Genomic DNA, 20,653 nt, shown 5'->3' with positions numbered 1-20,653 from the left:
AGGGTCCGCATTTTCGAAAGACGCAGAGGTGTTTCCCGCGACCCCTTTAGTTTGCGTTTTGTTCAATTCCTTCAAAGGATCTACGAGATCGGGCACGTCAGCGTCAGTCCACTGCGCCGAAGCCGTCGGCAACAAGCTATCCCCCGCGGGGGTCGGGATAGCCGGCACGGCCATGCCTCCAATGGCAAGCGAAAGGGCCGTCGCCGAGGCAACGACGGTCCTTTTCATTCCGGAAAACAGCCCGCGTGCAGGCTTATTGTTTCCGCGCATAGTTTTCTCCAATACTTGGGGTTGTGCGTAAGGGCCACTTATGGAGCTGGGAAAAGTCTCCATTTTTTCTCCATTGACAATAATGCCGTAGACAGGCGTATGCCAACTTTTACGCCTAAGGATACACTTAAGATTCACTCATGCAATATTTACTGAGCCTCGATCTGCATAAGTGCGAGCCCCCGACCCTTAACATCCCGCGTTTCCGCCCGCCTGACCGGGCAGAAGAAAACCCCGCCGGAGCGGGGTTCCAACTTGTGCGCCCGGAGGGATTCGAACCCCCAACCTTCTGATCCGTAGTCAGATGCTCTATCCGTTGAGCTACGGGCGCTTCCTGCCAGATTCTCTCTGACAACGAAGAGATACGTTACACCGTTGCTTGCAAAGCGCCAAAACGCCAGGTGAAAGCGGGGTTGATGGAAGGTGAGGGGCGATGGGGCGTCGATAAGCAATAGCCCCCGAATGTATGTAGAAGGTCGACGCGAATGTGCGGAACGCTATACGCGCAGGCAGTAAGGTGCTAGAAATATTAAGGTACTTGCAACTCTGTCCAACTCTTGCCAGCTCAGGGCACGCACGTGCCCACCCAACCGTAAAGGAACCTCCATGGCCCACACTCCGCGCCGCCGCGCGCTCGTCGCCGCGAGCGCCCTGTCCCTCGCGCTGACCGCGCCATCCATCGTCGTGCCGAACGGCTACGCGCAGGACACCACGACCACCGAAACGACTGCGACCTCCGCCACGAGCGTTCCGGACAGCGCCGTGGATTGGGAGAAGGAATACGACGCGAACTTTGCCGGCAATGAGCCCGCGACCGTCGAGGGCCTTGTGCTGCCGGAGGGCTCGACAATCGAGGCCGCGGCAGCGACACTGTTCAACTGGAAGCTGGCTGCAAACGACGACGGCTCCGTTAAGCTGACCCGCCCGCAGAGCGACGTCGCGTTCAGGGACGGACTGCAGAGCATCCCCGCGAAGGTGACGCTGCCGGGCGAGGAGCAGCAGAACGTGACGCTCAAGGTCAACGTGTCCAAAAACGATGCGGCGTGGGTGGCGGACCTGCCGGACTTAGGCAGCCCCTACGACGTGGACTTTGAGGGCAAACTTTCCAAGACCGTCGACGAGATCACACTGCCCGAGGGCGTGACCGTGAAGAAAGGTACGGGCAAGCCGTTGTGGGGCGTGTCCACCAAGGACGGAAAGGTCCTGATCACCGCGCCGAGCAACTTCGTTGCGGGCACGCAAGACCTGCCGGTCGAGTTCTCCGACGGCACCACTACCGTGAAGCGCACGCTGAAGATCAACGCGTCCAACCCGCAGACCTCGAGTGGCGAGGTCGCCGGCATCGCCGGTGATGTGCTTGGCAAGATCCTCGGCGGCATCGTTGGCGGCGCAACCGGTGGCGGGCTGCTCGGCGGCCTGACCGGTGGCGGCTCGGGTTCTGGCACGGGCTCTGGCTCTGGCTCCGGAGACGGCAAGGGCGGCGGCGGTGTGAACATCAACATCGCGTCCAACAACGGCAACCCGAGCGTGGTCATCACGGACAACGCGAAGGCTGAGATCAAGGACAACCTGGCCAACAACGGCAACCCGGTGATCACGGACAACGCCAAGGCCGAGATCAAGGACAATCTGTCTAACAACGGCAACCCGGTGATCACGGACAACGCCAAGGCTGAGATCAAGGACAACCTGTCCAACAACGGCAACCCGGACGTGAAGATTTCCGACAACGCCAAGGCCACCGTGGTGATCACGGACAACGCCAACCCGCGCGACAACCTGTCCAACAACGGCAACCCGGACGTCAAGATCTCCGACAACGCCAAGGCAGACATCAAGGACAACGCCAAGGCCACCGTCGACATCACGGACAACGCCAACCCGCGCGACAACCTGACCAACAACGGCAACCCGGACGTCAAGATCTCCGACAACGCCAAGGCCACCATCGACGTCAAGGTCACCGACAACGCCAAGGCAGAGATCAAGGACAACGCCAACAACAACGGCAACCCGGACGTCAAGATCTCCGACAACGCCAAGGCCACCGTCGACGTCAAGGTCACCGACAACGCCAAGGCAGAGATCAAGGACAACGCCAACAACAACGGCAACCCGGATGTGAAGATCTCCGACAACGCCAAGGCGGACGTGAAGGTCACCGACAACGCCAAGGCGGACGTCAATGTCACGGACAACGGCAACCCCGATGTGAAGGTCACGGACAACGGCAAGGTGGACGGCATTCCGGCGTCTTCCGGCGGCGGCTCCTCCGCGTTCGGCCAGGAGGGCGAGGGCCCGGAGGTTGGCGCAAACGTGGGCGTCGAGGGCGGCTCCTCCGACCCGCGCTGCGCGGCGACCCTCGCCGGCCTGGCGGTGCCGATCCTGGCGATCATCCCGCTCGCGCTGGCAACCCAACTGACGGTGCCCGGCCTCGAGTCGGTCGGCGCCCAGCTGACCCGCACGCTCAATGACGCTGCACGTAACTTCGGCGTCCAGCCCGAGGCACTCACCGCCGCCGGTGCTGGCGTGATCGGCCTGGCTACCGCCGTCCTCGCCATCGTCGGCGCACGCACCTGCGTCCCGAGCGTCCGCGATGTGGACATCACCGTCGGTTCCTCCGGCTCCGGCGAGACCCCGTCCACGACCTCCACGGTCGCACCGGTGGTGAAGACCGACTAGGAGCGGAAAGCACGAAACCCCAGCTCCCTGAGCTGGGGTTTTCTTGGTGCGCCCGGAGGGATTCGAACCCCCAACCTTCTGATCCGTAGTCAGATGCTCTATCCGTTGAGCTACGGGCGCGGTGGCGGAGACGACAGGATTTGAACCTGCGGCCCTCCGCAAAGAGGGCAACTCCTTAGCAGGGAGCCCCATTCGGCCGCTCTGGCACGTCTCCAGGCCTTTGCCCATCCTACCCACACGCAGCCACACAACCAAATGCGCTGCCTAACCGCGCCGCCAATCCGTATAGTGGTGCGCATGAAACTCAACTCGGACCTTCTCGCCGGCGTCGCCACCCGCGGTGACCTCGGCCCCGCCGCCGCCAACCGCTCCGACTGGATCGTCTGGGCCGTCACGGACATCGACGCCGTTTCGGAGCAGATGCTTATCGACGCCCCCTTGTTCCTCTCCCCCAAACACGCCACCCCCGAGCGCCTCTCCACCTCCACCGTCCTCCTCGGCGTCCCGCTCAGTGAAATCGCGGGCGCGGAACTTGCGGACGTGGACCCGCGCCACCCGGGCGACGCCTCCGTTGCCCCCTCCGCCGCACTCTCGCTGAAGGACGTCGTCGTCATCGCCGGTGCGGACCGTGCGACCGTAAAGCGCGCGAAGGACTTGCTCGGCGCGGACCGGATCCAGTTCCACACCACCCCGGAGCTTTTCCCGGAGACCTAAACCCAAAACGGGTATCCCACGACACACTTCCAGCTACGCTGTGGGGCATGACTCAACTTCCTCGCCCCGACATCGACGCTGACGGCCTGCTCGAATACTCGGTTGTCTTCACCGACCGCTCCCTGAACCACATGTCGCAGAAGTTCATCTCCGCTACGCAGGAGATGCTCACGCTGCTGACCTCCACCTACGGCGCAGACTCCGCCGCACTCATCCCCGGCGGCGGCACCGCCGCGATGGAGGCGGTGGCGCGACAACTGTTCACGGGCAAGAAGGTGCTCATCCTGCGCTCCGGCCTCTTTACGTACCGCTGGAGCCAGATCATCGAGTCCGGCCAGATCACGGACCCGGACTCCGTCCGCGTGCTCAACGCGCAGCCGACCAGCCAGGAGTCGCAGCCCTCATTCGCGCCGCCGGCGCTGGAGGAGGTGCGGGGAATCGTCGAGAAGCACCAGCCCGACGTCATCGTGACCGCCCACACCGAGACCGCGGCGGGGCTGACCCTGCCGGACGACTACATCGCGGGCCTAGGCGAGATTGCCAAGGACAACGGCGCGCTGTTCGTGCTGGACTGCATCGCTGCGGGCGCCTCCTTCCCCAACATGGAGTCCCAGGGCATCGACGTACTGGTCTCGGCGCCGCAAAAGTCGTGGTCGGGCTCGCCGTCGACGGGCTACGTCCTGCTCTCGCCGAAGGGCCGCGAGGCGGTGCTGGCCAGCGAATCCACTTCATTCACCCTGGACCTGAAGAAATGGCTGGGCATCTTCGACGGCTACCGCGACGGTAAGGCCGGCTACCACTCCACCCTGCCCACGGACACGATCCTGCACAACCTGGAGATCATGCGCGAATCCGCCAAGGTGGGACTGGGCGTACTGGCGCAGCACCAGGAAACGCTCGGCCGCCTCGTGCGCGAGGCCGCTTACCAGCGCGGGTTCCGCTCCGTGGCCGCGGACGGCTTCGAGTCCAACGGCGTGGTCGTGCTCTACGCGCAGAACCCGGAGCAGCAGTCCGGCGCCGCGTTTAAGCCCAAGGGCCTGCAGATTGCGTCTGGCGTGCCGCTGCAGATTGGCGAAGGCGACGGCTTCTCCACCTTCCGCATCGGCCTCTTCGGCCTAGACAAGTGGGCGGACCCGCAGGCGGCGGCCCAGCGCTTCATCGACGTGCTGGACGCCCTGTAAAACATTTGGCGGAGACGAGGGGATTTGAACCCCTGGAGGTGTGACCCTCGCCGGTTTTCAAGACCGGTGCATTCGGCCGCTCTGCCACGTCTCCAACGGGTGAAAAGCTTACAGTATGGCCCCACCGACTCCATTATCCTGGGTGGGCATGAAAGCAATTGCACTCACTGACCCCGACAATCCCCGCTCCCTCGCTCTTGCCGACGCACCCGAGCCCGCACTCGATCACGGCTGCGTGCTCGTCCGCGTCACCGCCGCCGGCGTCAACCGCGCCGACCTCGTCCAGGCGCAGGGCAACTACCCGCCGCCGAAGGGCGAACCGGACACCATCGGCCTGGAGTGCGCCGGCGTGATCGTGGACCCCGGCACCACCGGCCGCACTAAAGGCGAGGAGGTCGGCTGCCTGCTGGCTGGGGGTGGCTACGCCGAGTACGTCGCGGTGCCGGAGGGGCAGCTCACGCCCAAACCATCCAACCTGAGCCTGATGGAGACCGCCGCCGTGGTAGAGGCCGCCTGCACCGTGTGGTCCAACCTGGGCATGGTCGCTGGCCTGCAAGCGGGCGACAAGGTGCTCATCCACGGCGGCGCCGGCGGCATCGGCTCCTTTGCCATCCAGCTGTGCAAGGCGCTGGGCGCGGAGGTCGCCGTCACGGCAGGCAGCGACGAGAAGCTCGCCTACTGCCGCGAGCTGGGCGCCGACATCTGCATCAACTACCGCACGCAGCACTTCGAGGAGGAGCTCAAGGGCTGGGCCGACATCATCCTGGACGTGGTGGGCGGCGAGTACCTGGAGGCGAACATCAAGTCGCTGGCCGTGGACGGCCGACTCGTCGTCATCGCACTGCAGGGAGGCGCGAAGGGCACGCTGTCGCTGGGCCGGATGATGCCGCGGCGCCAGTCGGTGCACGCCACCACCCTGCGCGCCCGGCCGCGCCCGATGAAGGCACGGATTGTGGAAGACACCGTCAAGCACGTGTGGCCGCTCATCGAGTCCGGCCAGATCGCCCCCAACGTGACCAAGACGTTCCCGCTTGCCCACGCCGCCGCCGCGCACGAGTACCTCGATTCCGGCGCTCACACCGGAAAGGTCGTGCTCACGGTGGGTGAGTAACTTTTCGGCGAAAAGTTACGCCAGCGACGCGACGGTGCGGATGAGCTGCTCGATGTCGGTCTCGGTGTTGAAGGGCGCGAGGCCGACGGTGACGGCGCCGCCCATCTCGGCGACGCCCATGTCGCTGATCAGCTGGCTCGGCCGCGCCATCGTGGAGACGATGCCGTGGGCGAAGAGACGCTGGTGCACCATTGTCGACGGCACGCCCCGCACCCCAAACATCAGCCGGGGAATGCGCTCAATCGCCGCGTCCTCCGCCGCCTCGCCCGAGACGCCGACGATGTGGACCGCAGGCAGCGTCCCCAGGAACGTGTCCAGGTCATCGCGCAGCCGGTTGAAGTAGGTGGCGGTCTCCCCCATCGAGTGCGTCAGCCGGTTGCGGCGGGTCGGGCGGCCCTGCGCGCCCTCCACGAGGGAGGCGTAATGCTCCACCACCGCGGGCACGCCACCGGCGAGCCCCGTGGACACCTGCATGTCCAGCGCGGACGCGTCGAGGCGGCCGAACATGGCCTCGTCGCGGAAAACCAGGGCGCCCAGCTGCGGCCCGCCGAGCTCGGCGAGGTCGATCGCCAGGATGTCCGCACCCCACGCGTCGAAGGTGATCGGTTTGTAGGGGGCGTAGGCGGAGACGTCGACAAGCACCCAAGCCCTCGAGCGCTCCCGCACCCGCTCGACGACGTCGCCGACGCCGATGATGGTGCCCAGCTCCGCGTGCGCCGCAGGGACCGAGACGAGGCGGGTCGCGCCGTCCACCAGGTCACCGAACTGCCAGGCGGGCAGGTCGCCCGTGGCAAGGTCTGCCTGTGCGTACTTCGTGGGGGCGTCAATGCGGGCCAGGGCTCCGGTGAGCTCGGGGCGGTCCACCCCGTTGAGCACCAGGGAAGAATCGCGGCGGAACAGCGGCTTCAGCGCCACCGCCAGCGACGCGTAGAGCGCGGGCAGGCTCGGACCGAGCACCACGCGCCCGGGGGCAGCGCCGACCAGGTCCGCCACCGCGGAACGCGCCTGCTGCACGTACGACTCGCCCTCCGGGCGGCCTAGCTGCTCGCGCGAGTGGGTGCCCGCCCCCGGCTCCGGCAGGGCCACCGACGCGGAGAGGCGGAACGAGCGCGACACCGCCGCGGAAACACGCTCCGGGATTTGGGGCGTGTCGTGGGCGTTGAGGTACGTCCATCCGTCGCCAAGCGAGGTGTACAGGCCACGAATACTGGCGACATCGAACGCCATGCCACACCCCTTACTTCGCTCCAGTGGTTGAGATCGGAACCAATTATGCCCGTTCCACCCCTACCGCGCACACTGCCTGCTCCGGGGCAAAATCCTGCAAAGCACGCTCTTAACGCTAGGGTGAGTAAGGTGCAGGACTTTGAACAACTCCGCGCGGACGTCACGCGCATGACCAGCGACGCAGACCACGAAACCCCGCCGTCCAAGTCCAAGACGATGGGGATGTCCTTCCGCGACCTCGTACGCGGCTGGAGCCAATACGAGCTCTGGCTGCAGCTCGGGTGGCAGGACATCAAGCAGCGGTACCGACGCTCCACGCTCGGCCCGCTATGGATCACCATCGCCACCGGCGTCATGGCGCTCGCCCTCGGCCTGCTGTACTCCATGCTGTTTCAAATCGACGTGCGCGAGTTCCTCCCGCACGTCACCGTCGGCTTCATCGTCTGGGGGTTCATCTCCGGCTGCATTAAGGACGGCGCCAACGTCTTCATTGAGAACGAGGGCCTGATCAAGCAACTGCCCTCCGCCCTGTCGGTGCACGTGTACCGCCTGGTGTGGCGCCAGCTGCTCTTCTTCGCACACAACGTTGTCATCTGGGTGCTGCTGGTGATCATCTTCCGCATTCCGTTGACCTGGCAGACGCTGCTGGCCATCCCCGCGCTGCTCCTGCTCGTGCTCAACGGCGTGTGGGTGACCATGCTCTTCGGCATCATCGCCACCCGCTTCCGCGATGTCGCCCCGCTGCTCGAGGCGCTCGTGCAGCTGCTCTTCTACGTCACCCCGATCGTGTGGACCACGCAGACGCTCAAGGAGCAGGGCGGCGAGGTGGCCCAGCGCGCGCTGCTCGCGGAGATCAACCCGCTCTACCACTACCTGGAGATCGTCCGCGCCCCCATGATCAACCAGCCTGTCGACGCCTACCACTGGGGCATCGTGGCCATCTGCACCGCCGTCGGCCTGCTCATCACCCTGCTGGCCATGCGCCAGATGCGCTTCCGCGTGCCGTACTGGGTCTAACAGGGTCTAACTCGGGGTTTAAGGAAGGAGTCTCCCCATGGTTTCCATCGACACCTATAACGCCTGCGTCGACTTCCCCATCTTCGACGCCAAGTCCCGCTCGCTGAAGAAGGCCGTCATGTCCTCGGCCGGCGGCAAGATTGGCAAGAACGCCTCCAACACCGTCGTCGTCGAGGCGCTCAAAGACATCAACCTGCACCTGCGCGAGGGCGACCGCGTCGGCCTGGTCGGCCACAACGGCGCCGGCAAATCCACGCTGCTGCGCCTCCTGTCCGGCATCTACGAGCCCACCCGCGGCGTCGCCGACGTGCGCGGCCGCGTCGCCCCCGTCTTCGACCTCGGCGTGGGCATGGACCCGGAAATCTCCGGCTACGAGAACATCATCATCCGCGGCCTCTTCCTCGGCCAGACCCGCAAGCAGATGAAGGACAAGATGGACGAGATCGCGGAGTTCTCCGAGCTCGGCGACTACCTCAACATGCCGCTGCGCACCTACTCCACCGGCATGCGCGTCCGCCTCGCCCTCGGCGTGGTCACCTCGATCGAGCCGGAGATTTTGCTTCTCGACGAGGGCATCGGCGCCGTCGACGCCGCCTTCATGGCCAAAGCACGCGTCCGGTTGGCCGAGATGGTGAAACGCTCCGGCATCCTCGTGTTCGCCTCGCACTCCAACGACTTCCTCGCCCAGCTGTGCAACACCGCCCTGTGGGTGGACAAGGGCGAGATCCGCCAGGCGGGCCTGGTCTCCGACGTGGTGGCCGCCTACGAGGGCCCGGAGACCGGCGAGTACGTCGCCGAGCTGGTGGAACGATTCCACGGGGAAGAAGCCTAGACGCTGCCCTCTGCGTCGTTGCCATAGTGTGCGTCGATCATCCACGTTCCGCGCTGTCGGAATGCCGGGATGGTGCCCCTCGCCGCCTTATTGGCGGCGACAGACCCAGAAACACCGTTAACCTTTGCCCACTCCGATAGGCGAATCACCTTCGGCGCGGTGATGAGCGTAATACGTTTGTTCAGTGACTCAATGAGTTGCCGCGCGATGAGCGTGCTCAGCGCTGAATAATCACCACTTACTGGATAGCCGCGGAACACTGGGTAGTAGTGGCGCTCTTTTCCTTTGTTCGGAATGATGATGGGCGGCACCCCTAACTCCAAGAGTTGTTGATTGATAATGACGCGCCCTACGCGTCCATTGCCGTCTGAGAATGGGTGGATGGTTTCAAATTCTGCGTGGAACCGCGCGACGCGATCGATGAAATAGTTCTCATCCTCGTAGTACTCAGTGATGATGGTCTCTACCAGCCGGTCTACGTACTCAGGATTAGCACCCATATGTGCCCCTACTCGTACCCATTCTCCCCGCCGACGGAACCGGCCAGCCCAGTCATCGTTGATACCGCGAAGCAACATGCCATGCAGTCGCAGAATGAGGTTTGCATCGAGCTTACCGACGCCTCGAATTAGCTCCTCAGTCACCTCAGCCAGGTTCTTAGCCTCAAAGACTTCCCGCACATCGTGCGCTCTAGCAGTGAACCCCGCCAGGATGTTCTCGGTGTCTTCCAAAGTCAAAGTGGAATTCTCAATGGCGTTCGAGTTATACACCGCCTCCGCCACCTCTGCGCGCGCAATCTCCGCGATGGCCTCGGGGTTGTCCTCCCGCAACGCTGCATACGTATCAAGAAGAGCGTCGATTTTTGAGGTGGTCCGCGCGTTCAGCATGCCAATATTCTACAAGTTTCCGTGAAAAGTCATGGAACATAAACTGCTTTCACGGAACCTGTTGCGATCAGCCGGTTTCCTCAAGATTCCAGGATTCAACGCCTAAACCTTCGCCACCTCCATGTCACACGCCTCAGTTCGGTGGTTGAGTGGCAGAATGGAAGGCATGACTGCCACCCTGTCCCCGGCCGGAGAAACGGCCGCTGTGATCGTCACCCACCAGCGCGTGGAACTTTTGCGCGCTTCCCTGGAACAGGTGGTGAACCAGACCCACCCAGTGCAGTGGGTGATTGTGGTGGACAACGGCGCGGAGGACCAGGTCAGGGACCTGCTCGAAGAGCTTGCGGGCGACCGCGCTGTCTACCTGCCCAGCCGCACCAACCTGGGCGGCGCGGGCGGGTTCGCCTACGGCTTCCTGCACGCGCTTGCCCTCGGCGCGGACGCGATCTGGTGCGCGGACGATGACGGCCGCCCCGCCGACGAGCACGTGCTGGGCGAGCTCTACCGCGTGGCAGAGGCGCACGCTCTGCACGAGGTCAGCCCGATCGTGGCCAACATCAACGACCCCGAAGCCCTCGCATTCCCGCTGCGCCAGGGCACCGTCTGGCACCGGCGAGTCGACGAGCTGACCGGCGATTTCCTACCCCAATACGCCTCGCTGTTCAATGGCGCCCTGATCAGCGCGCGAGCGATGGAACGCATCGGCGTGCCCGACTACCGCCTGTTCATCCGCGGCGACGAGGTGGAGTACCACCGCCGCCTGGCGCAGTCGGGCCTGAAGTACGGCACGGCGCTGACCACCAGCTACCTGCACCCGGACGGGTCGAGCGAGTTCCACCCCATCATGGGCGGTCGCGCGCACGCGCAGTGGCCGGATAACCCCACGAAGCGCTACTTCACGTACCGCAACCGCGGCTACATCATTAACCAGCGCGGGATGAAGAAGATGCAGCTGCAGGAAGTGGTGCGCTTCGGCTGGTTCTTCTTGCTCGAGCGCAAGAGCCCCCGCGAGTTCTTCCAGTGGCTGAAGCTGCTGCGCCGCGGCGCCCGCGAGGACTTCCGCCGACCCTAAATCGGGTCCTGCTGCGCGATGATCTTCGTCTCCTCCCGGAAGATCACGCGGCGCTGCAGCACAAAGTTAGTCACGGTGGCCACGCCCTGAGCGATGACGAAGGAGACGCCGTCCTTCCACGGGTTGACCAGACCCATCGAGATGAGCGGGCCCTCGGTCCAGCGGTAGAGCAGGATCTGCACCACGAACGTCACGGCATAGAGGATGAACACCGCGCCGGCCTTCTTCGCGTTCACCTCGGCCTGGAACGCAAACTTGGAGTTGAGCAGGTACGCAATGAGCGTGCCAAAGATCCAGCCGACGACCTTGGACAGGTCGCGCTGGATGTCCACGAACTCGTGGAGCGAGTAGGTAATGCCGAAGTCAATGACCGCGCAGCCGATTCCGATGATCAGAAACGGGACCAACTGTTTGAATACTGTGGAAGACACGGCGGACCAGTCTACCCGTGAAGCAGCTCGCGCAGTATTTCCAACCTGTCCACGGCGGAGAGAGCACCCACGAACGCCTCGCCGGCCCGGCTTAACGTGAACACTTCGTCGGCGTCCGTGTCCTCCCAGCCGAGTGCGCGCATGAGCCCGAGCGCCAGCTTGCGGGTCGTCGGCTCGTCGGCAAAGCACGCCATCACCAGCACGTGGACCCAGAACGCGTCGCTCGTCTTGCCCGCCGATTCCGGGAGCAGGGCTGCAAGCCTCGCGCGCTCCTGCGCCGGCGAGGAGGGCTCCCCGTCGGCGATCACCTGGAGGAGCGGCACAAAGTCGAAGGACTCGGCGCGGTGGATCACCTCGCGCACCTCGGGGCGCAGCTGGCTCGCCGCCAGCTGCTGGCGCACGGCGTCCAGGTCCAGGTCAGCACCGCCGAATGCGCCCTCGCCCGCCACGCAGACGGGCCCGTCGCTGGTGCCGGGGTAGATGTCGGCGAGCTGCATGGTGAACTGCCACAGGCCCCAGGTAAAGGTGGCGGTGTCGCCGGGGGACGAGAGGACGTCGATAAGCATGCCCTGCTCTGGCGTGCCGACCTTTTCCTCGATGCCAAAAAGCGCGGCGATGATTTCGCGGCACTCATCGATCGTGGTGGTGGAGTCCAGGCCGACCCAGCGGTAGACCTCTTCATCCGAGGCGAGTGCCACGCGCACCATGAACGTGGCGCCGGGGGAAAGTTGAATCACCGGCGCCAGGTGTTCGGAGTACAGCGTGCTGCCCATGGCGCCCACAATAGAGGTTTTTGGCACCCGCTAGGGTGAATGGCATGAGGAAGCATTACAAGGGCGACGACCCGAACGCGATCCACGAGGCGGCACAGCGTGTCGACGTGCCCCTGTCCGACTTCATGGTCCGCGTCTTCGCGGAAGAGCTACCTTTTGTGGATTCCGTGGGCCGCGGGCGCATCTACGAGCTCCTCCGAGAGCACAAAGCATCAGGTAAACCGACTATCACGTCGCAGGAGGAACTGCCACAGGAGATCCGCGAGATCATGGACCTCTAAGACACGAGAAATAGATCACACCTTTCAATGAGGGAAGTTCGGCCTGTTGTGAGTAGGCTCGAAGAACGCAAGCTTTTCCACCTTTAGTTGTATGAAGAGAAGCGGAGACATGGAACTTCACACCGAACTGAAATCCCTCTACGGTTGGGGCCGCACCGCGCCGTCCACGGCGCACGTGCTGTCCACCCCGGACGTGGACACCATCGCCAAGGCCGTCCAGGTGGCAGCCGAGAGCGGCCGCGGCGTCATCGCCCGCGGCATGGGCCGCTCCTACGGCGACCCCGCCCAAAACGGTGGCGGTCTGGTCATCGACATGCAGGAGCTCAACCAGATCCACTCCATCGACCCGGACACCGGCATCGTGGACGTGGACGCTGGCGTGACCCTGGACCAGCTGATGAAGGCTGCTCTGCCCTACGGCCTGTGGGTCCCCGTCCTGCCCGGCACCCGCCAGGTCACCATCGGCGGCGCCATCGGCCCGGACATCCACGGTAAGAACCACCACTCCGCAGGCTCCTTCGGCGACCACGTCGTCTCCATGGAGCTGCTCGTGGCCGACGGCCGCGTGCTCCACCTCGAGCCGGAGGGCGAGACCAGCGAACTGTTCTGGGCCACCGTCGGCGGCATGGGCCTGACCGGCATCATCCTGCGCGCCCGTATCAAGATGACGAAGACGGAGACCGCCTACTTCATCTCCGACACGGTGCGCACCACGACCCTCGACGAGACGATCGAGGAGCACTCCCACGGCCAGGAGGAGGGCTACACCTACTCCTCCGCGTGGTTCGACGCGATCTCCGCACCGCCGAAGACCGGCCGTTCCACCATCTCCCGCGGCTCGCTGGCCACCCTGGACCAGCTCAAGGAGTTCGCGCCGAAGCTGGCGAAGGACCCGCTGAAGTTCAAGGCACCGCAGCTGATGACGGTGCCGGACATCTTCCCGTCCTGGACCATGAACAAGCTGACCCTGTCCGCGATCGGCGAGGCCTACTACATGATGGGCGCGCCGTCGAAGAACGACATCAAGAACCTCACGCAGTTCTACCAGCCGCTCGACCTGATCGGCGAGTGGAACCGCGGCTACGGATCGAAGGGGTTCCTGCAGTACCAGTTCGTGGTGCCCACGGACGCGGTCGAGCCGTTCAAGGACATCATCTACCAGATCCAGTCCTCCGGCCACTACACCGCGCTGAACGTGTTTAAGCTGTTCGGCGAGGGTAACCGCGCGCCGCTGTCCTACCCCATGAAGGGCTGGAACGTGTGCGTGGACTTCCCGATCCGTCCGGGCCTCAACGAGTTCCTCGACCGCCTGGACGACCAGGTCATGGAGTTCGGTGGTCGCCTCTACCTGGCGAAGGAGTCCCGCACCAGCGCAGAGAAGTTCCACAAGATGTACCCGGAGCTTCCCGGCTGGCTGAAGACCCGCCACGACATCGACCCGACCGGCGTCTTCGCCTCCGACATGTCCCGCCGCCTCGAGCTGCACTAGAAAGGAATCCCCAATGCTGAATGCAGTAGGCCAAGCCCAGAACATTTTGCTGCTCGGTGGCACCTCGGAGATCGGTCTCGCGATCGTCTCCGAGCTCGCCTCCCGCGGCGGCAACCCCACCGTCACCCTCGCCGCGCGCAAGGGCTCTTCGCGTATCGACGCCGCGGTGCAGAAAGTCTCCGCCGCCGGCGCCTCCAAGGTGCGCCTCATCGACTTCGACGCCACCGACTTCGACGCCCACCCCGGCGTGATCGACGCCGCCTTCGAGGACGGCGACGTTGACGTGGCGGTCGTCGCGTTCGGCACGCTCGGCGACCAGGAACAGCTCTGGCAAGACCAGGCCGCCGCCGTCGCCTCCGCGCAGACGAACTACACCGCCCCGATCTCGGTCGGCGTACTTTTGGGCCAAAAGTTCAAAGCCCAAGGTCACGGCCACATCATCGCCATGAGCTCGGTAGCTGGCCAGAAGGTGCGCCGCTCCAACTTTGTCTACGGCGCATCCAAGGCCGGCATGGACGGCTTCTACACCCAGCTCGGTGAGGCACTGCGCGACAGCGGTGTGAAGGTCACCGTGGTCCGCCCGGGCCAGGTCCGCACCAAGATGACCGAGGGCCTCGACGAGGCGCCGCTGACCGTGAACAAGGAGGACGTTGCTGAGGCCGCCGTCGAGGCTGCGCTTGGCGGCAAGTCCAACGTGTTCGTACACAAGCTGTTCGGCCCGATCTCCATGGTGCTCAAGGCCATCCCGGCCCCGATCATGCGCAAGCTGAACTTCTAACTTTTCGGCGAAAAGTCCTGCCCCGGTTTCGGAGCAGGACTTTTGCTATTTCTCGGGCAGGCCAGCGGCGTGGAGTGCCCCGGCGATCAGCGCCGGCTGGAAGAACAGGCGAGCCAGGCGCTTACCGTCGGTGTCCAGCCCGAACCCGTCGTGACGCTCGGCGTACTGGCCGATGTTGCCCGGGTAGATAGCGGCGTAAAAGGCGGCGAGCGCGGTGCCCACCTCGCGGCGCCGCTTCTTCCACGCGAGCAGCCCGGCGCCAAGCGCGATCTCTGCCACGCCCGAGCCCAGAACCACGGCGTCCTTGTCCATGGGGAACCAGTTGGGCACCTGTGCCTGGAACTCTTCGCGTTTGAAGGTGAGGTGGGAGATTCCGGCGAACGTCATCGCGGACCCGAGGGCGATTGCGGTCAAATTTTGGCTTTGCTTACTCATACGCGCCGATACTAATCCTTTGCCCTGCCGGTTTCCGCGAGCACCTTTGCGCGGAGACGGCCGGTGGCAACCACGGCACCAAGGCAGCCGACCAGAGCGAGCGCGATGAGCGCGCCGAAAAACAGTACGGTTGCGATCCCGTCGGGCGTTGCCCCGACCATGACCAGGCCGACGAGCACGCCTTGACCAAATCCCAGCAGCGCTGCGACCACCATCGGCACGCCAATTTCGCGCACCGCAACTTTTGTGTGAAAAGTTGGTGCCGCACCGATGAAGTGGAGCGACTTGGTCAACTGCTTCTGCTCCACCACCGCGAGCGCCTGCGTCAACAGCGTGAACAGCACCAGTAGTACCGCGCCGAAGATCACCGTGATGGCGATGCCCTTGGGCAGATCTTGCACGATGAGCGCCTCCTCGGGGGCCACCTCACTTTCCGCGATGCCTTGGAACGCCCCGGCCACCCCGGCAGTGAACGCGACGAAGAACAGCGCGCTGCACCTGCGCCACGTGTTCTTCGCGCCGCGGCCCACTCGGCGTGTCGCTACGTAGTTGTACGCGCCTGGGATTCGGTAGCTTAAGCGCGCCACAATCTGAATCACTCCGACGGCGATCAGCGTATTCACCACCAAGAACCCGATGAAGACGACGAGCGCCACCAGGACGTCCGCGAAATCGGCCCCCGGCGCGATCGGGTGCCGATCAAGCCAGATGTACAGCGCGATTGCTGCGGCGACAGCGCACACCGTGGTGATTACCTTCTGCCCGGGGTGCGGCACGCGCTTGGTCACGCCGAGCGGCGTCACCGCCACCTGCTGCAGCGCGCGCCACACGGAACCCGCGGCGAGCAGCGCGATGGCCGTCCACGCGATCGGCACGACCCACCAGGTGAACATTTCCCAAGTGCCGATCTGTGCTCCTTGAAAGGAAAGCGCTGACCAGGCTGGCACGCTCGCTACGTAGGCCGCCGTGCCGATGCTCAACCCGACGAAGGCCCTGCGTAGCGCCTCCAGGATCATCATGCCTCGCACCTCACCTGCGGTCGCGCCGATAAGCCTTAACACCGCTAGCTGTTGCTCGCGCCCGCTCAGGTCTGCCCGCGCCGCCTGCGTGAGCAGGGTGAGCAGGGTGGGGACGAGCAGCGCGCACGCGAAGAGTGCGAGCCCGATGTAGAGCAGCGGTATGTCGATGTCGCCGCCGATGTCCGGGTATTGCCTGTCGCGCTCCACGAACATCCACGTGCCGCCGGCGAGTGTGCACAGCATCCACGTCGCCACCGCCAGCGCAACTACGGAAAGTGTCCGCACCCAGCGCTCGCCGGAGTGCTTCTGCGCCAGCGCGTCCTTCGACTGCACGTTGGTCGCCTTGAGAAGTGTGGTCGCGCTCACGCCGCCACCTCCGAGTGAATGAGACCGTCGCGGATCTCGATGCGCCGGTTACACCAGGCCGCGATCTTCGGGTCGTGCGTGACCAGGACGAGCGTGACGCCGAATTTCTGCGCCACCGCCACGATCTCCTGCATCACCTCATGCCCGGTGGCCTGGTCCAGCGCCGCGGTCGGCTCGTCGGCGAAGACCACCTTCGGCGGGCCGGCGAGCGCCCGAGCGATCGCGACTCTTTGCGCCTGCCCGCCGGAAAGCTGGCCTGGGAACCTTGACGTGAAGTTCCCCAAGCCCAGCCGCGTGAGCATGTCGTCCGCCTGCTCGTGGGCCTCTTTTCTGGAGGTGCCCCGCATGATCTGAGGCAGCGCCACGTTCTCGGTGGCGGTGAGTTCCGGCAGCAGCTGACCATCCTGAAAGATGAAGCCGAAGTGGTTGAGGCGAAGTTTGGACCGCGCGGCGTCGTCAAGCGCTGCGATATTGGTGCCATCGAAGACCACCTCGCCGGAGTCCGGGGTGAGCACGCCGGACATGCAGTGCAAGAGCGTCGACTTGCCGGAGCCCGACGGCCCCATCACGGCGAGCGATTCGCCGGCTTGGACCTGAAGACTTACGCCCTCGAGGACGCGCTGCCTGGTGAATGATTTTGTGATGTCTGTGAGAGTGAGCATGCTTCCATTCAACTTTTGGCCGAAAAGTTTCACCATGGTGCTCGCGCCCAAAATTCGGGTAGTGCTAGCACTACCTCGCTACTGTATGCAGGTATGAGGTGGAGGAAACGAGCGAGCAACGAGGGCACGGCCGCCAGACGAGTTCACCAGCTCACGGCATCTCGGCGCAGGATCGCCGAGGCCTACGAGGTGGAGCGGCTACGCATCGAGCGCGACCTGCACGACGGCGCGCAGCAACACTTCGTCGCCGCTGCGATGAAGGTGGGCGAGGCGCGGATCGACACTGACGGGAGCACCCGGGCGCTTCTCGACGACGCCGCGGCCGACCTCAAGCGCGGCCTCGACACCTTGCGACGCACCGTCCGCGGAATCCACCCCAGCGAGCTCACCGACCGGGGCCTGGTCGCGGCGGTGGAGACTGCAGCTTCCCAGTACGGCCCCCACGTGCGGGTCCGCGCCCCGCACCCGCTGCCTGCGATTGACGCGTCCGTGCTCGCCGCCGCCTACTTCTTCGCCACCGAGGCGCTCACGAACGCGGCGAAATATGCGGAAGATGCGCCCGTCCACATCCTTATCACCTGCGACGACACGCTCAACGTCGTGGTCACGGACCAGGGCGACGGCGGCGCGCACTTCCTTCCGGGCGGCGGCCTCGACGGGATGCGCGAGCGCGTTGCCGCGTTCGGCGGAAACCTTGAACTGAATTCCCCGGCTGGCGGCCCGACCACGGTGGCGGCGCGCATCCCGCTTTTGCTCTTCCGCGGCGAAAGCGGGGTGGGCGCGTGAAGCTCGTGATCGCGGACGACTCCGCGCTGCTGCGCGAGGGCGTCGCCGGCCTGCTCACCCGGCGCGGCCACGACATCGTCGGCCAGGCCTCAAGCGCGACGGAGCTCGCCTCGCTTATCGACGCCACACCCCTCCCCGACCTCCTCATCACCGATGTCCGCATGCCACCGAACATGCGCGACGACGGGCTCACCACCGCCCTGGAGCTCCGCGAGCGCCACCCGGGCCTAAACGTGCTGGTCCTGTCCCAATACGTCGCCGCGCCGTACGCCCGCGAACTTTTCGGCCAAAAGTTCGGCGGCGGCACGGGCTACCTGCTCAAGGACCGGGTCGCCGAGGTGGCGGACTTCATCACCACCTGCGAAACCGTCGCCGGCGGCGGCGTGGTCATCGACCCGGAGGTGGCCAGCTCCCTCATGCACGCCAGCGCCCCGTGGCTGCGCGCGCTGACCCCGCGCGAGCTCGAGGTCCTCGAGCTCATGGCGGAGGGGCTGTCCAACGCCGAAATTTCGGCCAAACTGTATCTCTCGTCGGCGGCGGTGGCGAAGCACGTCTCCAGCATCTTTTCCAAGCTGGGTCTCACCCCGGACGAGGACAATCGACGGGTGCGCGCCATCTTGATGTTCCTGTCTGAGCGAGGTGTCGAGTAGCACCCGCCAGGTTTGTGCGAAACTAGAGGGCATGAGCACGACAGTTGCACCTGAAACTTCGGTAGACCCCACGTTTGGGCTGCGCACCACCGGCTATGAACCCGACGCACTTTCCGCGCGGAAGACGCTCATCCTCACCCTCGCCGCCGGGTTCGCGGCCGCCGCGGTGACCACACTCGCCTGGTTTGTGCTCCACTCCATCTCCCTGCCGGCGTTCAACCGGTCCATGTCCACGCGCGCGCTGTCCACGGCGGGCTCGTTTGTCATCCTCGGCGCCACCCTGGTCTGCTGCATCGGCTGGCTGCGCGGCAAGCGCACCTGGCCGAAGGCGGTGATGATGTATGTCACTGCCCCAGCGCTGGTGATCACCTCGCTGGCCATCCCGCTGGCGGCGACCCGCCTGTGGCTGGATGGCATCCAGGTGGACCAGGGCTTCCGCACCCAGTTCCTGTCGCGCATGACGGAGACCGCGGCGAACGCGGACATGAGCTACAAGGACCTGCCCACCTTCTACCCAATGGGCTGGTTCTGGGCCGGCGGGCGCGTGGCGGACCTGCTGGGCATCCCGGGCTGGGAGGTCTTCCAGCCCTGGGCGCTGATCACCCTGGCGGCAGGCGCAGCCATGCTCACCCCGATCTGGCAGAAGATCACCGGCTCGCTGCCGGTCGCGTGCACCATCGCCACCGTCACCACCGCGATCGTCCTGACGGAGACGCCGGACGAGCCGTACGCGGCCATCGTCGCCATGTTCTTCCCCGCAGCCGCCATCATCGCCCGCCGCGCGCTCCTCGGCTCCCGCAACGCCATCATCTTCATGGTGCTCTACCTGGGCCTTTCCGCCTGCTTCTACACCCTGTTCACCGCGGTCGCCGCGCTGCTGGTGGTCGTGCTCGCGGGGGTGGAGTGCGTCATGCAGGACCGCAACTTCCGGGTGATCGGCCGGCTGTGCGTCATTGGCGTGTGCTCCATGGTCATCGCGCTGCTGAGCTGGGCGCCGTACCTCTACAACGTCCTGTTCGGCGACTACGAGGTGAAGTCCACCGCCAACCACTTCCTGCCGGAGGAAGGCACGGCCTACCCGCTGCCGTTCCTGTCCTTCTCCGTTATCGGCGTCCTTTCCTTCTTCGGTCTGATCTTTCTGGTGGTGCGCGCGGTGGACAAAGAGGTGGCGTCGTTAGGCATTGCCGCGATTGTTTGCTACGCCTGGTGCCTGGCGTCCATGTCCGCCACCCTGGTGGGCACCTCACTGCTCGGGTTCCGCATCGAGGTGCTGGTGATCGAGGTGTTCGCGACCGCGGGCGTGATCGGCGTGATGGACGCCTGCCTGGTCGGGCTGGACTACTTCTACCCGGCGCGGTTCTCCCCGGAGTCCATCCGCGGCATCATGGCCATCGTCATGGTCGTGCTCGCCGGCGCGTGCCTGGCGTACGTGCAGCAGATCCCGGCCGAGAACGAGTCGCACATCGACCAGGCCTACGCGGACACTGACGGCTTCGGCGAGCGCGCCGACCGCTTCCCGCCGAACGCGGCGAAGTACTACGGCGAAATCTCGGAGCTGATCGAGTCGCACGGGCACGCCCCCAACCAGGCGGTGGTCTACACCGATGAGATCAACTTCATGGCGTTCCACCCCTTCTTCGGCTTCAACGCGTTTACCAGCCACTACGCCAACCCGCTCGGCGAGTACGACCAGCGCAACGACGCCCTGTCCGCCTGGTCGCAGCTGTCCTGGGACCACCCCGAGGAGCTCACCGCGGCCATCGACGGCGCGAAGTGGGAGCCGCCCGCCGCCTTCATCTTCCGCGGCGACGTGGACGACCCGGAGGCCGGGTTCAAGACGCACATCGCGCACGACATCTTCCCCAACCAGCCGAACGTCCGCTACGAGGGCATCTTCTTCAACCCGAAGGCGTTCGAGGGCGGCGACTGGGACGTGGAGCAGATCGGCCCGTTCGCGGTAGTGGTGCGTACATAGCGCGTCAGTCACAGT

Annotated in this window: 20 protein-coding genes and 4 tRNA genes; 13 read left to right on the top strand and 11 right to left on the bottom strand. The window is 65.0% G+C overall.

All coding sequences use genetic code 11. From position 1 onward, the window contains the following. Nucleotides 1-528: 528 nt before the first annotated feature. Nucleotides 529-601, bottom strand: a tRNA-Arg gene (locus tag CKJ82_RS10120). Between the two features lie 275 nt (nt 602-876). On the opposite strand from CKJ82_RS10120, the gene CKJ82_RS10115 reads away from it, so the two are divergent. Next, entirely contained in the window at nt 877-2,952 is a 2,076-nt protein-coding gene (locus tag CKJ82_RS10115) for a hypothetical protein (RefSeq protein WP_095538032.1), read from the top strand. Between the two features lie 44 nt (nt 2,953-2,996). Here the strand turns inward: CKJ82_RS10115 and CKJ82_RS10110 are convergent. Both CKJ82_RS10110 and CKJ82_RS10105 read right to left on the bottom strand, forming a co-directional pair. After that, nucleotides 2,997-3,072, bottom strand: a tRNA-Arg gene (locus CKJ82_RS10110). Between the two features lie 2 nt (nt 3,073-3,074). Next, nucleotides 3,075-3,166 (bottom strand) — tRNA-Ser (locus CKJ82_RS10105). Nucleotides 3,167-3,249: 83 nt separating this feature from the next. On the opposite strand from CKJ82_RS10105, the gene CKJ82_RS10100 reads away from it, so the two are divergent. Both CKJ82_RS10100 and CKJ82_RS10095 read left to right on the top strand, forming a co-directional pair. Beyond that, the gene (locus CKJ82_RS10100; protein ID WP_133064067.1) at nt 3,250-3,666 is read left to right on the top strand and encodes a hypothetical protein; all 417 of its coding nucleotides are present in this window, start codon (nt 3,250-3,252) and stop codon (nt 3,664-3,666) included. Between the two features lie 47 nt (nt 3,667-3,713). Further along, entirely contained in the window at nt 3,714-4,847 is a 1,134-nt protein-coding gene (locus tag CKJ82_RS10095; protein ID WP_095538030.1) for an aminotransferase class V-fold PLP-dependent enzyme, read from the top strand. A gap of 6 nt (nt 4,848-4,853) precedes the next feature. On the opposite strand, the gene CKJ82_RS10090 is transcribed toward CKJ82_RS10095, so the two are convergent. After that, a tRNA-Ser gene (locus tag CKJ82_RS10090) sits at nt 4,854-4,941 on the bottom strand. A gap of 54 nt (nt 4,942-4,995) precedes the next feature. Here CKJ82_RS10090 and CKJ82_RS10085 point away from each other — a divergent pair. Then, a complete protein-coding gene (locus tag CKJ82_RS10085; RefSeq protein ID WP_095538029.1) occupies nt 4,996-5,958 on the top strand; it encodes an NAD(P)H-quinone oxidoreductase in 963 nt (320 codons plus the stop codon). A 15-nt stretch (nt 5,959-5,973) separates the two neighbouring features. On the opposite strand, the gene CKJ82_RS10080 is transcribed toward CKJ82_RS10085, so the two are convergent. Beyond that, entirely contained in the window at nt 5,974-7,185 is a 1,212-nt protein-coding gene (locus CKJ82_RS10080; RefSeq protein ID WP_095538028.1) for an aminotransferase class V-fold PLP-dependent enzyme, read from the bottom strand. 168 nt (nt 7,186-7,353) lie between these two features. On the opposite strand from CKJ82_RS10080, the gene wzm reads away from it, so the two are divergent. Together wzm and wzt are read left to right on the top strand one after the other, a co-directional pair. Next, a complete protein-coding gene (gene wzm, locus CKJ82_RS10075; RefSeq protein WP_205691404.1) occupies nt 7,354-8,202 on the top strand; it encodes a galactan export ABC transporter permease subunit Wzm/RfbD in 849 nt (282 codons plus the stop codon). Between the two features lie 37 nt (nt 8,203-8,239). Beyond that, nucleotides 8,240-9,034 carry a galactan export ABC transporter ATP-binding subunit Wzt/RfbE gene (wzt, locus tag CKJ82_RS10070; RefSeq protein ID WP_095538026.1) on the top strand — a complete coding sequence of 265 codons (795 nt, stop codon included), beginning with the start codon at nt 8,240-8,242 and terminating at the stop codon, nt 9,032-9,034. On the opposite strand, the gene CKJ82_RS10065 is transcribed toward wzt, so the two are convergent. Beyond that, nucleotides 9,031-9,921 (bottom strand): Fic family protein, encoded by an 891-nt coding sequence (locus tag CKJ82_RS10065; RefSeq protein WP_095538025.1) that lies wholly within the window; start codon nt 9,919-9,921, stop codon nt 9,031-9,033. The genes wzt and CKJ82_RS10065 overlap by 4 nt on opposite strands. A 157-nt stretch (nt 9,922-10,078) precedes the next feature. Here CKJ82_RS10065 and glfT1 point away from each other — a divergent pair, with 157 nt between their 5' ends. Next, nucleotides 10,079-10,993: a galactofuranosyltransferase GlfT1 gene (gene glfT1 / locus CKJ82_RS10060; protein WP_369825037.1), complete on the top strand. Its 915-nt coding sequence runs from the start codon at nt 10,079-10,081 to the stop codon at nt 10,991-10,993. On the opposite strand, the gene CKJ82_RS10055 is transcribed toward glfT1, so the two are convergent. Together CKJ82_RS10055 and CKJ82_RS10050 are read right to left on the bottom strand one after the other, a co-directional pair. Further along, complete coding sequence (locus tag CKJ82_RS10055; RefSeq protein ID WP_205691158.1) at nt 10,990-11,424, bottom strand: GtrA family protein; 435 nt, start codon at nt 11,422-11,424, stop codon at nt 10,990-10,992. The genes glfT1 and CKJ82_RS10055 overlap by 4 nt on opposite strands. Before the next feature lie 11 nt (nt 11,425-11,435). Continuing rightward, nucleotides 11,436-12,197 (bottom strand): hypothetical protein, encoded by a 762-nt coding sequence (locus tag CKJ82_RS10050; protein ID WP_095538023.1) that lies wholly within the window; start codon nt 12,195-12,197, stop codon nt 11,436-11,438. 44 nt (nt 12,198-12,241) lie between these two features. Between CKJ82_RS10050 and CKJ82_RS10045 the strand changes: the two genes are divergently transcribed. The 3 genes from CKJ82_RS10045 (at nt 12,242) to CKJ82_RS10035 (ending at nt 14,745) form a co-directional block, all read left to right on the top strand. Continuing rightward, nucleotides 12,242-12,478 carry a hypothetical protein gene (locus CKJ82_RS10045; protein WP_095538022.1) on the top strand — a complete coding sequence of 79 codons (237 nt, stop codon included), beginning with the start codon at nt 12,242-12,244 and terminating at the stop codon, nt 12,476-12,478. Between the two features lie 109 nt (nt 12,479-12,587). Beyond that, on the top strand, nt 12,588-13,967 hold the full coding sequence (locus CKJ82_RS10040; protein WP_095538021.1) for a decaprenylphosphoryl-beta-D-ribose oxidase: 1,380 nt from the start codon (nt 12,588-12,590) through the stop codon (nt 13,965-13,967). A gap of 13 nt (nt 13,968-13,980) precedes the next feature. Next, nucleotides 13,981-14,745 (top strand): decaprenylphospho-beta-D-erythro-pentofuranosid-2-ulose 2-reductase, encoded by a 765-nt coding sequence (locus CKJ82_RS10035; RefSeq protein ID WP_095538020.1) that lies wholly within the window; start codon nt 13,981-13,983, stop codon nt 14,743-14,745. Between the two features lie 45 nt (nt 14,746-14,790). Here the strand turns inward: CKJ82_RS10035 and CKJ82_RS10030 are convergent, their stop codons facing one another. From CKJ82_RS10030 to CKJ82_RS10020, 3 genes are read right to left on the bottom strand one after another with little or no spacing between them, the layout of a single operon-like run. Further along, nucleotides 14,791-15,180 (bottom strand): DoxX family protein, encoded by a 390-nt coding sequence (locus CKJ82_RS10030; RefSeq protein ID WP_095538019.1) that lies wholly within the window; start codon nt 15,178-15,180, stop codon nt 14,791-14,793. A gap of 11 nt (nt 15,181-15,191) precedes the next feature. Next, the gene (locus tag CKJ82_RS10025) at nt 15,192-16,565 is read right to left on the bottom strand and encodes an FtsX-like permease family protein (RefSeq protein ID WP_095538018.1); all 1,374 of its coding nucleotides are present in this window, start codon (nt 16,563-16,565) and stop codon (nt 15,192-15,194) included. Further along, the gene (locus tag CKJ82_RS10020) at nt 16,562-17,227 is read right to left on the bottom strand and encodes an ABC transporter ATP-binding protein (protein ID WP_240510755.1); all 666 of its coding nucleotides are present in this window, start codon (nt 17,225-17,227) and stop codon (nt 16,562-16,564) included. Before CKJ82_RS10020 ends, CKJ82_RS10025 begins: the two co-directional genes overlap by 4 nt. Nucleotides 17,228-17,320: 93 nt before the next feature. Here CKJ82_RS10020 and CKJ82_RS10015 point away from each other — a divergent pair, with 93 nt between their 5' ends. From CKJ82_RS10015 to CKJ82_RS10005, 3 genes are read left to right on the top strand one after another with little or no spacing between them, the layout of a single operon-like run. Next, nucleotides 17,321-18,013, top strand: a complete 693-nt coding sequence (locus CKJ82_RS10015; RefSeq protein ID WP_095538017.1) for a sensor histidine kinase — start codon at nt 17,321-17,323, stop codon at nt 18,011-18,013. Continuing rightward, on the top strand, nt 18,010-18,663 hold the full coding sequence (locus CKJ82_RS10010) for a response regulator transcription factor (RefSeq protein ID WP_095538016.1): 654 nt from the start codon (nt 18,010-18,012) through the stop codon (nt 18,661-18,663). Before CKJ82_RS10015 ends, CKJ82_RS10010 begins: the two co-directional genes overlap by 4 nt. A gap of 31 nt (nt 18,664-18,694) precedes the next feature. Continuing rightward, entirely contained in the window at nt 18,695-20,638 is a 1,944-nt protein-coding gene (locus tag CKJ82_RS10005; protein ID WP_095538015.1) for a galactan 5-O-arabinofuranosyltransferase, read from the top strand. Nucleotides 20,639-20,653: the final 15 nt, after the last annotated feature.

This window comes from Corynebacterium gottingense, from assembly GCF_002285125.1.
In the GTDB taxonomy this organism is placed as follows: Bacteria; Actinomycetota; Actinomycetes; order Mycobacteriales; family Mycobacteriaceae; genus Corynebacterium; species Corynebacterium gottingense.
This window is presented reverse-complemented; position numbering and strand designations above follow the sequence as displayed.